14 protein-coding genes and 1 pseudogene are annotated in these 14116 nt (G+C 60.8%); 11 read left to right on the forward strand and 4 right to left on the reverse strand.

Annotation, left to right across the window (positions count from 1 at the left end):
* The first annotated feature begins 98 nt into the window (after positions 1-98).
* Positions 99-1193 carry a redox-regulated ATPase YchF gene (gene ychF / locus C6571_RS11135; RefSeq protein ID WP_106446737.1) on the forward strand — a complete coding sequence of 365 codons (1095 nt, stop codon included), beginning with the start codon at positions 99-101 and terminating at the stop codon, positions 1191-1193.
* A 149-nt stretch (positions 1194-1342) separates the two neighbouring features.
* Positions 1343-2695 carry a GGDEF domain-containing protein gene (locus C6571_RS11140; protein WP_245901259.1) on the forward strand — a complete coding sequence of 451 codons (1353 nt, stop codon included), beginning with the start codon at positions 1343-1345 and terminating at the stop codon, positions 2693-2695.
* Between the two features lie 39 nt (positions 2696-2734).
* On the opposite strand, the gene C6571_RS11145 is transcribed toward C6571_RS11140, so the two are convergent.
* The gene (locus C6571_RS11145; protein ID WP_106446738.1) at positions 2735-3238 is read right to left on the reverse strand and encodes a YqaA family protein; all 504 of its coding nucleotides are present in this window, start codon (positions 3236-3238) and stop codon (positions 2735-2737) included.
* Positions 3239-3386: 148 nt separating this feature from the next.
* Here C6571_RS11145 and C6571_RS11150 point away from each other — a divergent pair, with 148 nt between their 5' ends.
* From C6571_RS11150 to purH, 4 genes are all read left to right on the forward strand, one after another.
* Positions 3387-3875, forward strand: coding sequence for a D-Ala-D-Ala dipeptidase (locus C6571_RS11150; protein WP_106446739.1), 489 nt, complete (start codon positions 3387-3389; stop codon positions 3873-3875).
* A gap of 105 nt (positions 3876-3980) precedes the next feature.
* Positions 3981-5030 carry a tRNA dihydrouridine synthase DusB gene (dusB, locus tag C6571_RS11155; protein ID WP_106446740.1) on the forward strand — a complete coding sequence of 350 codons (1050 nt, stop codon included), beginning with the start codon at positions 3981-3983 and terminating at the stop codon, positions 5028-5030.
* The gene (locus C6571_RS11160) at positions 5027-5260 is read left to right on the forward strand and encodes a Fis family transcriptional regulator (protein ID WP_106446741.1); all 234 of its coding nucleotides are present in this window, start codon (positions 5027-5029) and stop codon (positions 5258-5260) included. The genes dusB and C6571_RS11160 overlap by 4 nt, the downstream gene beginning before the upstream one ends.
* An 83-nt stretch (positions 5261-5343) precedes the next feature.
* Positions 5344-6945 (forward strand): bifunctional phosphoribosylaminoimidazolecarboxamide formyltransferase/IMP cyclohydrolase, encoded by a 1602-nt coding sequence (purH, locus tag C6571_RS11165; protein WP_106446742.1) that lies wholly within the window; start codon positions 5344-5346, stop codon positions 6943-6945.
* A gap of 66 nt (positions 6946-7011) precedes the next feature.
* On the opposite strand, the gene C6571_RS11170 is transcribed toward purH, so the two are convergent.
* The 3 genes and pseudogenes from C6571_RS11170 to thiD all read right to left on the reverse strand — a co-directional run bounded on the left by C6571_RS11170 (position 7012) and on the right by thiD (position 10111).
* The gene (locus C6571_RS11170; protein WP_106446743.1) at positions 7012-7884 is read right to left on the reverse strand and encodes an acyltransferase; all 873 of its coding nucleotides are present in this window, start codon (positions 7882-7884) and stop codon (positions 7012-7014) included.
* 76 nt (positions 7885-7960) lie between these two features.
* A complete protein-coding gene (gene hemL / locus C6571_RS11175; protein ID WP_106446744.1) occupies positions 7961-9265 on the reverse strand; it encodes a glutamate-1-semialdehyde 2,1-aminomutase in 1305 nt (434 codons plus the stop codon).
* A pseudogene (thiD, locus tag C6571_RS11180) lies at positions 9249-10111 on the reverse strand (bifunctional hydroxymethylpyrimidine kinase/phosphomethylpyrimidine kinase). The gene hemL and the pseudogene thiD overlap by 17 nt, the downstream one beginning before the upstream one ends.
* A 177-nt stretch (positions 10112-10288) precedes the next feature.
* Between thiD and C6571_RS11185 the strand changes: the two are divergent.
* From C6571_RS11185 to C6571_RS11205, 5 genes are read left to right on the forward strand one after another with little or no spacing between them, the layout of a single operon-like run.
* Positions 10289-10459 (forward strand): rubredoxin, encoded by a 171-nt coding sequence (locus C6571_RS11185; RefSeq protein ID WP_106448192.1) that lies wholly within the window; start codon positions 10289-10291, stop codon positions 10457-10459.
* Between the two features lie 49 nt (positions 10460-10508).
* On the forward strand, positions 10509-10907 hold the full coding sequence (locus tag C6571_RS11190; protein ID WP_106446745.1) for a response regulator: 399 nt from the start codon (positions 10509-10511) through the stop codon (positions 10905-10907).
* The gene (locus tag C6571_RS11195) at positions 10907-11272 is read left to right on the forward strand and encodes a response regulator (protein WP_106446746.1); all 366 of its coding nucleotides are present in this window, start codon (positions 10907-10909) and stop codon (positions 11270-11272) included. Before C6571_RS11190 ends, C6571_RS11195 begins: the two co-directional genes overlap by 1 nt.
* 16 nt (positions 11273-11288) lie before the next feature.
* Positions 11289-11816, forward strand: a complete 528-nt coding sequence (locus C6571_RS11200; protein WP_106446747.1) for a chemotaxis protein CheW — start codon at positions 11289-11291, stop codon at positions 11814-11816.
* A gap of 21 nt (positions 11817-11837) precedes the next feature.
* Positions 11838-14102 carry a methyl-accepting chemotaxis protein gene (locus C6571_RS11205; protein ID WP_106446748.1) on the forward strand — a complete coding sequence of 755 codons (2265 nt, stop codon included), beginning with the start codon at positions 11838-11840 and terminating at the stop codon, positions 14100-14102.
* Positions 14103-14116 lie beyond the last annotated feature (14 nt).

Below are 14116 nucleotides of genomic sequence, written 5' to 3' on the forward strand. Positions count from 1 at the left end.
GGGCTTTCCCGTAGCAGCCTGCCGGAGCGGCACGAGATGGCCGCCCGCAGCGCGGCAACCTCTCTTCGCGGCGCGCGATCTCACCACAAGGATTTTTCATGAGCCTCCAATGCGGCATCGTGGGCCTGCCCAACGTTGGCAAGTCCACCCTCTTCAATGCCCTGACCAAGGCTGGCATTGCGGCCGAGAACTACCCCTTTTGCACCATTGAGCCCAATGTGGGGGTGGTGGAGGTCCCAGACCCGCGCCTGCAGCAGCTCGCCGAGATCATTCGACCCGAACGTATCGTTCCGGCAATTGTCGAATTTGTCGATATTGCAGGCCTGGTTGCTGGAGCGAGCAAGGGGGAGGGCCTGGGCAACCAGTTTCTGGCGCACATCCGCGAAACGGACGCCATCGTCAACGTGGTGCGCTGTTTTGACGATGAGAACGTGATCCACGTTGCTGGTCGGGTTGATCCGATTTCGGACATCGAGGTCATCCAGACGGAACTGTGCCTGGCCGATCTGACGACGGTGGACAAGGCGCTCAACCGCTACAGCAAGGCAGCCAAGTCGGGCAATGACAAGGAAGCGGCCAAACTGGTGACCCTGCTCACGCGCATCCAGGAGGCGCTCAACGAAGGCAAGCCGGCGCGCTCGGTCGAGATGAGCAAGGAAGAGCAGCCGCTTCTCAAGCCGTTTTGCCTTATTACCGCCAAGCCTGCCATGTTTGTCGGCAACGTCAGCGAAGACGGTTTCGAGAACAACCCCTATCTGGATCGCCTCAAAGAATATGCCGCCGGCCAGAATGCACCGGTGGTTGCGATCTGCGCAAAGATCGAAGCCGAAATGGCTGAAATGAGCGACGAAGACCGCGACATGTTCCTGGCAGAGATGGGGCAAAGTGAGCCCGGTCTGGCACGGATGATCCGCGGCGCCTTCAAGTTGCTTGGCCTTCAGACCTATTTCACCGCCGGAGTCAAAGAAGTGAGGGCCTGGACCATCCACATTGGCGACACTGCGCCGCAGGCCGCTGGCGTCATTCATGGCGACTTCGAGCGGGGCTTCATCCGGGCGCAGACGATTGCGTTCGATGACTTCATTGCACTGAAAGGCGAGCAGGGCGCAAAAGACGCTGGAAAGATGCGCGCCGAAGGCAAGGAATACGTCGTAAAAGATGGGGATGTGCTGAATTTTCTATTCAACGTCTGATCAGTGGCAAAATCTCCGTCCGATGGCTTGTAACAATCCGTACTAATCCCCCACAAGCTGTTATCTTCGGTCTGGTTCCCTCCGGTCCCTGCAAAGGCGCCGCTCAAGCGTTTCCGTAACTCTTCCGCTTTCATTCAGCGGCAAATGTCATGGGTGCATTCGGTTTCCGCTCCATGTTCTCGGCGCGCCGGGACGTTGGTTTCGCGATGAGCGAAGGGTTTCCCCTGTCCGACACCATGGCCTCGGGATTTAACGACTCCGCAGATCATTCGGGTCAGTTTTCACGCCGGCAGTCGGACGCCGTTCGATTGCGTCGCCAACGCTCCAACGCGCAAAAATGGGTGATCGTGTTGTCACTCATTGGCGGCTTTGGGGCCGTGACACTGCTGGTTCATCTGCTGGGCTATGTGCAGATGCGTACGCTGCTGGCCTTGCTGGGTATGGTCGCTGTCGGTCTGGTGGCGTTCCTGCTGCTGTTTCGCACGGGGCTGCATCTCAAGTTTCGTGAAAAGCGTCTGAAGCTCCCTATCGTTGTGTGCTGTCTCGCTGGCATGCTGGGGCTGGTGTATCTGGACCCGGCGATGCAGATCCTGCTGGCTCCTTTTACTTTCGTGGCTCTGGCGTACGGCATGTACCGGATTTCGCGCAACACGGCGTTCGTGCTGGTCGGTGCCGAATTGCTGGGTTACGCGGGTGTGATTGCCTTGCACTATTTCGAGCAGCAAAACCTCGCCTTGTTCAAGCTTGAAGCCATGCACTTTGCCGCCTTGGCTGTGGCGCTTCCTGGCTTTGTGTATTTGACTGGAAAGGTGCCTTTGTTGCACATGGTGCTCAACCAGGCCAGCCGAAAGATTCGCACCATCGAGGCGGACGCGCGGCGCGATACGCAGCTGGGCTGCTACAACCGACGCTACATTGTGGCGGCGCTGGAAGAGCAAAAGCAATTGGCTGACGAGCTCGGTATGCCGCTGTGCATTGCGATTCTGGATCTCGACCATTTCAAGCGCATCAACGATGAAATGGGGCACTTGGGCGGAGACGAAGTGCTGCGCACCTTTTCGCGCGTGGCCCAGCAAAGCGTGCGGGACGAGGACATTTTTGGCCGCTACGGGGGCGAGGAGTTTCTGCTGATCTTCCCTGGTACCTCGCTGCTGCCGGCACTCAACACCTGCGAGCGCGTGCGCGCCCAGGTCGAGGATCACGTATGGTCCGACGGCATGCGTTGCCGGGTGACGGTTTCGATTGGCGTGACGCAGTACGTTCACGGCGAATCGGTGCTTGAATTCTTCTCGCGCGCAGACACCGCCACCTATCTGGCCAAGGAAGGCGGACGCAATCAGGTCGTTGTTGAGGAGCCGGTCGAGCGCAGCAAGAATGCCGATTTTGCTGCCACCGGCGACGTGCTGAGCGAAGACGCGGGAGAAGGCACCGACGAAGATTTTCTGCTTCTTGAAGAAGCCGGACTCATCGAAAGCAGTCGCGCTCCACTCAGCAATGTCTGATGATTTGCCCCCTGGCGCATATTCAGCGCCCCTGCGTAGCTACCAAAACCAGAGCATTTGAGCGAGCCCCTCGCTTTTTCCAGGCACCATGGCCAGCAAGGCCGTTGTCATAGCCAGGTAGCGCAGAAACTTGCCGATGGCCATGTAGAAAACACAGGGCCAAAACGGCAGCTTCAGCCAGCCAGCTACAGCGCACAAAGGATCGCCCACCACCGGCAACCAGCTGAGCAGGCAGGCACGCGGACCAAAGCGTTCAAGCCATGCCAGCGCCTGCGATTCGGTCTTCCTGCCGCGCAACCGGTTTGTCACCTGGTGTGCGCCCCGGCCCATCCACCAGCTGACTGCGCCGCCCAGGGTGTTGCCAGTGGAAGCTACCAGAATGGCTGGCCAAAACAGCTCCGGGTTGAGCTGAATCAGCCCGAAGACGGCCGGCTCGGAACCCAGCGGGAGAAGCGTGGCGGAGACAAAAGACACCACCAGCACGGTGCTGAGCCCGAACTGTGGCAGGGCGAGCCATTCCAGCAACTGTGACCAAGCTTCCATAGGGGAGCGAGTGTAGGCGGGACGGCGGGTCGGCCATTTGCCGCGCGGCGCTGTCCTACGGCGTTCTGCGTCGGACTCCCAAGACTGCCACGCGCCAACTTTGTATCGTTGGGCTTCTCTCAACCAAGCGCGAGCGCAAGGGGCACCCATGAGTTCAACGTTCCGATTTGCGTACGCCAGTGCCCTGGGTGTGCTGGCGGCGATTCTGGCTGCTGGATGCATTCAGGGACCGCAGTCCTTTGCAGGCGCCTTGCCCTTGGGTGCGCAGTCAAGCGGCTGCCTCGCTGCCAGCAAGCAGCAAGCGAACTGGCTTGCTCTGGCGGCCGATCTGCACGCACAGGGCCTGGCGCTGGAGGTCCGATGTGCACGGCCGCCCGCTGACCGGACGGTGCAACTGCTCGTTCTCGATTCGACCCGCGCCAGCCAGGTGCTGCGTGGGCCGCTGGCCGATGGTGAACACGTGGACATGGGCGACGCGCCTGGTGCAGCCGCTCTCGCGGAGCTCTCGCCCGACGTGCTCTACAACCGCAGTTGGCTGCGCGCGGCACTGCTGCGCCACCGACTCGAAGCGGTGTCCGCCGATAGGCGCCAGTCCGAGCCGACTCCTCCGTTCGTGCTTGAGATCGCCGCGCACTGAGCGCTTGGGAAGGGCTTGCTCCCGGCGCACGCAGCGCCGGTCAGGTTGCTGAAATTTTGAGCAGCTACAATGCCGCCTCTCTCTCCTGCGCGCTCTCAGATTTTCATGCACATCGGGTCTTTCCTGCTGCCCAACCGGTTGTTTGTCGCGCCCATGGCGGGCGTCACCGACCGGCCGTTTCGCATGCTGTGCAAGTCGCTTGGCGCGGGCTACGCGGTCAGCGAGATGGTGACCTCGCGGCGCGATCTGTGGAACAGCCTGAAGACCTCACGCCGTGCCGACCACAGCGGTGAACCGGGCCCGATTGCGGTGCAGATTGCCGGCACCGACGCCACGATGATGGCCGAGGCCGCCGTCCACAACGTGGAGCGCGGCGCACAGATCATCGACATCAACATGGGCTGTCCAGCCAAGAAGGTGTGCAACAAATGGGCCGGCTCGGCGCTGATGCAGGACGAAGCCCTGGCGGTCTCCATTGCGCGCGCCGTGGTGGACGCCTGCGCCCCGCGCGGCGTGCCTGTCACCCTCAAGATGCGCACCGGCTGGTGCCAGCAGCACAAAAATGCCGTGGCGCTGGCCACCCGGTTTGAAGCGGCCGGGATCGCGATGCTCACCGTGCACGGTCGAACGCGTGAGCAGGGCTACCGCGGCGCCGCCGAATACGAAACGGTGGCGGCCGTGAAGGCGGCGGTGTCTATTCCCGTAGTGGCCAATGGCGACATCGATTCACCGCAGAAAGCGTGCGATGTGCTCGCCGCTACCGGTGCCGATGCCTTGATGATCGGGCGCGCGGCGCAGGGGCGGCCCTGGATTTTTCGCGAAATCGGCCACTTTCTGGCGACCGGAGAACATCTTGCGCCACCGCTGATCGCCGAGCTGGAGCGCGTGCTGCTGGCGCACCTGGAAGACCACTACCGCCTCTATGGAGAAGAGACCGGCGTGCGCAGTGCGCGCAAGCACATTGGCTGGTATCTGCGGGCGCTTCCTGGCGGAGAGGCCTTTCGCCAGCGCATGAATGGCTTGGACGACAGCGCTGCGCAACACCGTGCGGTGGCGCAATTCCTGCAGATGCTGGGAAGGCAGATGGACCGACTGCCGCAGATGGGCGCGACAGCCAGAGATGAATTACAAGAAACAGAGGGATGGGCGGTATGAGCCGGCAACACATTGATGCATGCGTGCGCGAGAGTCTGCACAGCTACTTTCAGGATCTGGACGGCGAGGCGCCCGACGGCATGTACGACATGCTGGTGCGCGCTGTTGAAAAACCGCTGCTGGAAGTGGTAATGAGCCACGCCGACAACAACCAGTCGCGCGCAGCCGAATGGCTGGGGCTGAACCGCAACACCCTGCGAAAAAAGCTGCTGGAGCACAAGTTGCTTTAAAAGCGCTCTTTTATTTGTAGCTGCTAGCGCTTGCTGGATAAGCGCTGGAGCCGAATTTTATTCAAAACTCTGCGGCCCAAGCCATGAATGCACTCCTCTCCGTCTCCGACAAGACCGGCATCGTCGAATTCGCCCAAACCTTGCACGCGCTGGGCATCAAGCTCCTGTCCACTGGCGGCACCGCCAGGCTGCTGCAGGAAGCGGGCCTGCCCGTCACGGAAGTGGCCGAAGTCACGCAATTTCCCGAAATGCTGGACGGCCGCGTCAAGACCTTGCACCCCAAAGTGCACGGCGGCCTGCTGGCCCGGCGCGCACTGCCCGAGCACATGGCGGCGCTCAAGGAGCACGGCATTGACACCATCGATCTGCTGGTGGTCAACCTCTACCCCTTTGAAGCCACCGTGGCCAAGCCCCGCTGCACGCTCGCCGACGCGATCGAGAACATCGACATCGGTGGCCCTGCCATGGTGCGCAGCGCTGCCAAGAACTGGCAGGACGTGGGTGTGCTGACCGATGCCTCGCAGTACCCCGCTGTGCTGGAAGAATTGAAAGCGAACGGAAAATTGTCCGACAAGCTGCGCTTTGCGCTGTCGGTGGCCGCATTCAATCGGGTAGCCCAGTACGACGGCGCCATCAGTGACTATTTGTCGTCGGTCACGTTCGAAGCTGAACAACTGTCGGAAACCTATGTGCCTCAGCGCAGCCTGTTTGCCGGGCAGAGCAATGGCATTTTCACCAAGGTGCAAGACCTGCGCTATGGCGAGAACAGCCATCAGCAGGCTGCGCTGTACCGCGACCTCTACCCGGCACCGGGCTCACTGGTGACGGGCGTGCAACTGCAGGGCAAAGAGCTTTCTTACAACAACATCGCCGACGCCGATGCCGCCTGGGAATGCATCAAAACGTTCGAGGCCGCAGCCTGCGTCATCGTCAAGCACGCCAACCCGTGTGGCGTGGCTGTGGGTCTGGACGCGCTTGGTGCCTACACCAAGGCGTTCCAGACCGATCCCACCAGCGCCTTTGGCGGCATCATCGCGCTCAACCGGACGCTCGATGGCGCAGCGGCGGCACAAATCAGCAAGCAGTTTGTCGAGGTGCTGATGGCGCCGGACTTCAGCCCGGAGGCGCTGGAGGTGTTCAAAGCCAAGGCGAATGTGCGCTTGCTCAAGATTGCACTGCCTGCGCACGGCGGCAAGACCGATTGGGAGCGTGGCCGCAACGCCATGGATGCCAAGCGCATTGGCTCGGGCCTGCTGCTGCAGACAGCGGACAACCACGAGATCTCGCTCATCGACCTCAAGGTGGTGACCAAGAAGCAGCCCACCCTCGAAGAGATGGAAGACCTGCTGTTTGCCTGGAAGGTGGCCAAATACGTCAAAAGCAACGCCATCGTGTTCTGCAAGGGCGGTATGACCATGGGCGTCGGTGCCGGGCAGATGAGCCGGCTCGATTCCGCGCGCATTGCCAGCATCAAGGCGCAGCATGCGGGTTTGAGTCTGCAAGGCACGGCGGTGGCGAGCGATGCGTTCTTCCCCTTCCGCGACGGCCTGGACGTGGTGGTGGATGCAGGAGCGAGCTGCGTCATCCAACCCGGTGGCAGCATGCGCGATCAGGAAGTCATAGCCGCTGCCGACGAGCGCGGCGTGGCCATGGTGTTTTCCGGCGTGCGGCACTTCCGCCATTGAGTTCGCGAGGGCTTCAACAAAAAAAGCGGCTGAGGCCGCTTTTTTGTTGGGCTCGAGCGAAACCGATCAGGCGGTTGGATCTTTGCCGGGGGCAAGCAGCTGCGTGATCTCTCCGTCCTTGGCCTGCCACAGCTCGTTCACCCAGGCCTGCACCGCAGCGCGGGGGACGGGCTCGCCTGCGGGCGGCAGCACTTGCGGTGGGATGGCACGCAGATGGGCGCGAACCACCACATCGCCCATGCGCCCTGCCATGGCGTCGGTGAAGGTGGGCGTGCCCTGCGGGTAGACGATGGTGACGTCAAGAAAGCCCGTGAACGCATCGCCCAGCGATTCCAGCGCCATGCCAATGCCGCCCACCTTGGGTTTGAGCAAGTGGCGGAAGGGCGAATTTTGCTTTGCGTGCTTGGCGGGGGTGAAACGCGTTCCCTCGACGAAGCTCATGACCGACGTTGGCACCAGCCGAAACTTGGCGCAGGCCTTGCGTCCGGCTTCCAGGTCGGCCCGTGCACTGGCGCCGCCTTTGCGCTGCATGAAAGGAAAATCGAGCGCCCACCAGGCAAAGCCGATCACCGGTACGTAGATCAGCTCTTTCTTGGTAAAGAATTTGAGCATCGGAATGCGGCGGTTGAAGACCCGCTGCAGCACCACGATATCAACCCAGCTTTGGTGGTTGCTGGCTACCAGGTACCAGCCGCGCGGGTCCAGCCCGTCCACCCCGGAGACGTCCCAGTGGCCGCGGTTCACAGCGCCCAGCCAGAAACCGTTGATGTCCATCCACAAGGCAGCAATACCCATCAACGCGCGGTCGCAGGCCCGGCGCACGCCCTGCACGGGCAGCACCAACTTGACGAGGGCGACCGGAATCATGGAGGTCACCAGAACCAGGGTGTTGACGGCAAGAACCAACGTGGCAAAAAGAAACTTGAACGCAGCAGACATGGATGGACGTGCCAGAAGAAAGTTAAGTGTTTTTGGCCTCCAGCGCTTATATGTAAATCGCTGGAAGCTATGTAATTTATAGCGTTCTGAACACTTCGCGGGTGGCCGCTACGGTAGCAGCGATATCCTCGTCCGTGTGGGCCGCGCTGACAAACCCGGCCTCGTACAGCGCTGGCGCGATGTAGACGCCGCGATCGAGCAGACCGTGAAACAAGCGATTGAAGCGCGCGCCATCGGTGCGCATCACCTGCGCGTAGTTCTGCGGCAGTTCGGGCAGCAAGAAAAAGCCAAACATGCCGCCTTCGCTGTCGCCGCAGAAGGGAACGCCCTCGTCAGCCGCTGCCGCTTCCAGCGCCGTGACCAGTGCCCGCGTGCGGCTTGCCAGTGCGTCGTAAAAACCCGGTCTGGAGACTTCCTTCAGCGTCGCCAGCCCGCAGGCCGTGGCCACCGGATTGCCCGAGAGCGTACCCGCCTGGTACACAGCGCCCAATGGCGCCAGCAGCTCCATGACCTCGCGCCGGCCGCCAAAGGCCGCCAACGGCATTCCACCGCCAATGACCTTGCCCATGACCGTGATGTCGGGTGCAAACCCTGGAATGTGCTGGGCGTAGACGCTTTGCGCGCCGCCCAGCGCCACGCGAAAGCCGGTCATGACCTCGTCGTAGATCAGCAGTGCGCCGTATTCGGTGCACAGCTCACGGCAGCGGCGGGTGAATGGGACGCTGGCGCGCACGAAGTTCATGTTGCCGGCGATGGGCTCCATCATCAGACAGGCAATCTCGCGGCCGTGCAGGGCGAAGGCCTCTTCCAGCTGCACCACGTTGTTGTACTCGAGCACCAAGGTATGTTGAATCACCTCGGGTGGCACCCCGGCGCTGGTGGCGTTGCCAAAGGTGGCCAGGCCCGAGCCGGCCTTGACCAGCAGTGCGTCGGCGTGGCCGTGGTAGCAGCCTTCAAACTTCAGGATCTTGCTGCGCCCGGTGGCACCGCGCGCCAGGCGGATGGCGCTCATCCCGGCTTCGGTGCCTGAGCTGACCAGCCGCACCATGTCCATTGACGGCACCCGCTCAATGATGGCCTCGGCCAGCTCCACTTCGCGCTCGGTGGGCGCGCCGAAGGAAAAACCGTCAAGCGCGGCCTTTTGTACGGCCCCCAGCACGGCGGGATGGCCATGGCCAAGAATCATCGGACCCCAGGACCCGATGTAGTCGATGTACCGCTGATCGTTGGCGTCCCAGAAGTAGGCGCCCTGGGCACGCTTGACAAAGCGCGGCGTGCCACCCACGGCCTTGAAGGCGCGTACAGGCGAGTTGACGCCGCCGGGGATCACAGCCTTGGCGCGCTCGAAAAGTGAAAGGTTGTAGTCAGTGTTTTGTGTCATGCGGGGGTAGGCCAAACTCTATTGGGGTTGGCGGTTCTTCGTTGTCAGGTGGGGGCTCGTCGGAATCATCGGCTTCGGCCCAGAACATGCGGTCAGGCACCACATGCCCCATGCCGGGCCGAAACCCCGCTTCAAGGCAGCCGTCGAGGTAGCCCAGGGCTTCGGTGCAGGCTTCAGACAGATCGCAGCCGGTCGCTAGCAGGGCGGCGAGCGCGGCAGACAGCGTGTCGCCCGCGCCAGTGAACGTAGCGTCAAACAATTCAACGCGCCCGCTGCAGAGAACGGTTTCGGGCGAGGCCAACGCATTGTCCACAAACTGTTCTGGCAGCGCGATTCCGGTCACCAGCGTGTAGGGCACGCCCACTTCCGCCGCTGCCGCAGCAAGATCGCGCGGGCCGGGGCTGGCGTCCTTGTCCCAGTCCGGAAGCAGCCAGCGCCACAGCGTACTGTGGTTTCCTACCAACACTGTGGTTTGCGGTAGCACAAGTTCTTTGAATGCGTCCAGATAGAGATCGATGCGCTCCTCTTCCCACCAAGACAGGTTGGGCATGTACGAGACCACGGGCAGTTCTGGGTAGTCGGACATCAGTTCAGCCAAGGCGCTGAGGTTCTCTGGCGTGCCGACAAAACCGATTTTGATGATTTGCACCGGAAGATCTTCAAGGGCTGCCCGCGCCTGTTCCATTACCGCTTCGTCATCCAGTGCGTAATAGTCGAAGATCTGCGCTGTGTCGCGTATATAGGTTCCCGCCACTACGGCGACGGGATGTCCCCCACCGAGGCCGTCGTCGCAATGTCGGCCGTGAGCCCTGCGGCGCCGCTCGGGTCGTTGGCATTGATCAGCATCACGCAGGCTGGAGTGCGGGTCTGCCCCAGCTTGGCGACCAGGTCAGGCTGGGGAACGAAATGGGAGTTGTCCGTCATGAGCCCTAAAGACGCAGGGGAAGGTGGCGCAAAAACGGCAGGCTGTCGTTTTGCCTGGATACAATCGTTGCATTCTATGTGAAGCCCCCTTAAGCTGTGATCGAACCAAAAACCTGGATGTGTCTGATTTGTGGCTGGCTATATGAAGAGGTCAAGGGTTATCCCGAAGAAGGGATACCTGCGGGCACGCCATGGGAGCAGGTTCCAGACAGCTGGCTGTGTCCTGAATGCGGGGCCGGCAAGCAGGATTTTGAGATGGTCCAGATTTGAATTACGGGCTCTTTCTCACGTGTTTTATTTTCCATCGGAGCAGTGACAATTGACTACAACCGGTGCCTCCTTCAAAGTGCTCGTGGTGGACGATAGCAATACCATTCGGCGAAGTGCCGAGATTTTTCTGAAGCAAGGTGGGCACGAAGTGCTTCTTGCCGATGATGGATTCGATGCCTTGGCAAAGGTCAACGATTATCATCCTCAGGTGATTTTCTGCGATATTTTAATGCCCAAGCTTGACGGTTATCAGACTGTCGCCATCATCAAGAGAAATCCGAATTTCGCGCAAACACCAGTCGTCATGCTGTCGTCAAAGGACGGCGTATTCGACAAAGCGCGCGGCAGGATGGTTGGATGCCAGGATTATCTGACCAAACCGTTTACCAAAGATCAATTGCTGCAGGCAGTGCAGCAATTTGCCAGTGTTTCCCAAGGAGCGATGTGATGGCTATTCAGAAAGTACTGGTCGTCGATGATTCGAAGACTGAATTGATGTTCCTCACGGATTTACTGCAGAAAAAGGGCATGCAGGTGCGGACTGCGGAAAATGCCGAAGAGGCATTCCGACGATTGGCCGAGGAGAAGCCTGATCTCATTTTGATGGATGTAGTGATGCCGGGACAAAACGGCTTTCAACTTACGCGCGCCATCAGCCGCGATCCACAGTATGCCGATGTGCCCATCATCATGTGCACGAGCAAGAATCAGGAAACCGATCGGGTCTGGGGTATGCGCCAGGGTGCGCGCGGGTACATCACCAAGCCTGTGGATCCCGTGGAGCTTCAGGCCAAGATCGACGCGCTCAACTAGGCGGCGCCGAGTTTCTATGGCAAATCGTGAAGCACTCCGCGAACTACAAATTCGTCTGGCCAGCCGTTTGCAGGCGGCGCGCAGTGAAAATCTGTCCGTTTCTTCCTGGCTGGCTGTGGAATCGGCCGGCCAGAACTATTTGATGCCTTTGGCGCAGGCTGGCGAGATATTCCCGTGGACGTCTGTGCAAGCCGTGCCTTACACGCGCGACTGGTTTCTGGGGGTGGCCAACTTGCGGGGCGGCCTCACCGGCGTGGTGGACTTGGCGCGATTGTTGGGTCACGGCACAGTGCGCAGCGAGCAGGCGCTGGGTGAATCGAGTCTGCTTGCCTTGAATGCTGCGTTGGAAGTCAACGCAGCATTGCTCGTCGATCGGTTGGCGGGGCTGCGCAGCACCGACGTGTTTGTGAACTCCGAGCCTCCCGCCGGGGATGCCCCCGATTTTTTTGGGACTACCTATATTGACGCTGGCGGCGCTCGCTGGCAGGAGCTCAATTTGCAGGTGCTCTCGCAGCACCCCGCATTTCTGAGCATCAGTGCTTGAATTTCTCTGTAAGGCTGCTCCATGTCTGTCGCTCAAAATTTTGGAAAACTGTTCAATCGCACTCCGGCTGCTACCGACGATGGTGCACTGTCCGCTGAGCAAGGTGCTGCGGGGCCTCTCATGAGTGATCCGCTGCGTGAGCACTATCCGGGCGATGCGCTCAACAGCGTGCAAGGAAGTCCAGAGCCGGCCGATGCGGCGTTGCCGGAGTCGTCCATTGATCGCATCTCCCTGCCTTTGCTGGGAGAGGCCACAGCGGCGGCGCACCAGCGTCGATTGCTGACACTTCTGGCATTGGGGGTGGTGCTGCTGGCACTGATTGCCGGCTGGGTCTTGCGTCAGTCGGAGCGGTCGGCGCAGCAGCTGGCGGCCACCGGACAGTCGCTGATGCAGTCGCAGCGACTTGCCAAATCTGTGTCCCAGGCCTTGGTGGGAAGCCCCCAGGCCTTTCCCGACGTGGTGGAAAGCTCGGGGGTGCTGGCTCGCAACGTGCGCGCTCTGCAGGCCGGCGACAGCGAACTGGGCGTGCAGGAGCTGGGTGAAAGCTACCAGTCCGACCTCCAGTCGATCCAGCCATTAATGGAGCGGGCCGAGCGCAATGCCAGTGTCGTGATGGGGCAGCAGAAAATTTTGACCCAGGTGGGTGATGCGCTGCGCACCATTAATCGACAGTCGTCCGATTTGCTTGAGATTGCGGAAACCGTCTCGTCGCTCAAGCTGCAGCAAAACGCACCCGCTTCAGAAATTTCAGCGGCCGGACAGCTTGTGATGCTGACGCAGCGTATCGGCAAATCTGCCAACGAGTTTCAAACGACTGAAGGCGTGAGCCCGGAGGCGGTGTTTCTTCTGGGCAAGGACTTGAACTCGTTCAAGGAAATCGCGCAGGGCCTGCTCGATGGAAGTCCGGAGCTGCGCTTGAGTGCGACGCGCGATCCACAAACGCGCGAGCAACTTACTGCGTTGATCAAGCTGTATGAAGAAACCCGGACACAGGCCAGCGCCATTCTTGGCAATCTGCAAGGCCTGGTTTCGGCGCGCGAAGCGCAAACTGCCATCATTGGCGACAGCGAACCACTGCGTCGCCAACTCGAAGCCCTCCAAAACCGCCTCACGGCCCAGACCGGCATGGGGGCCGGGCAACTCGCCGCACTGGTGTTGGCAGGTCTTTTCGTGATTTTGTGCGGCGTGGGTATTTCCCGTGTGCAACTGCTTGACAGCCGCAGTCGCCAGCAGGTTGCGGAAGCGCAGCACCGGGACGCACAGCGCCAGGAGCATGAGGCCAAGCGGATCAACGATGCCAACCAGGCGGCCATTTTGCGACTCATGAATGAACTGCAGTCGGTCGCTGAAGGCGATCTGACCCAGGAAGCCACCGTGACCGAAGACATCACAGGCGCTATTGCCGATTCGGTCAACTACACCGTGGAAGAGCTGCGGCAAATTGTGGGCAGCGTGCAAAACACGGCAACACGCGTGGCACAGACCACGGCGCTGGTTGACAACACGTCTACGGAACTGCTCGCTGCCTCGACGGAACAACTGCGCGAAATTCGTGAAACAGGTCGCTCGGTGCTGGACATGGCTTCGCGCATTAACGAGGTCTCCACCCAGGCGCAGGAATCGGCCACAGTGGCGCGTCAGTCGCTGCAGGCTGCTGATTCGGGTCTGCAGGCTGTGCAGAATGCCATCGGCGGTATGAACTCCATCCGTGATCAGATTCAAGACACCTCCAAGCGGATCAAACGCCTGGGCGAGTCGTCGCAGGAGATTGGCGAAATCACTGAGCTGATTTCAGACATTACCGAGCAGACGAACGTGCTGGCCCTGAATGCCGCCATTCAGGCGGCATCCGCCGGTGAAGCTGGACGAGGCTTCTCGGTGGTGGCGGAAGAAGTGCAGCGCTTGGCTGAGCGATCAGGCGATGCCACGCGACAGATTTCTGCCCTTGTGAAAGCCATTCAGACCGACACACAGGACGCCGTGGCCGCCATGGAGCGGTCTACGCAGGGTGTGGTGGAGGGGGCTCGACTGTCCGACAGCGCCGGCACGGCCTTGTCAGAGATTGATCGGGTGTCCCGACGCCTTGCCGAGCTGATCGAGTCGATTTCCTCTTCCACTTCCCGTGAAGCCACGCTGGCCAACGAGGTGGCCGACAACATTCAGCACATTTTTGCCGTGACCGAGCAAACAGGCGAAGGCACCCGGACGACGGCCCAACAGGTGCGCGAGCTCTCCACGATGGCGGAGGAGCTGCGTCAGTCTGTTGCACGCTTCAAGATCGCCTGATCTCTGTCTGATTA

Source organism: Simplicispira suum (assembly GCF_003008595.1).
In the GTDB taxonomy this organism is placed as follows: domain Bacteria; phylum Pseudomonadota; class Gammaproteobacteria; order Burkholderiales; family Burkholderiaceae_C; genus Simplicispira; species Simplicispira suum.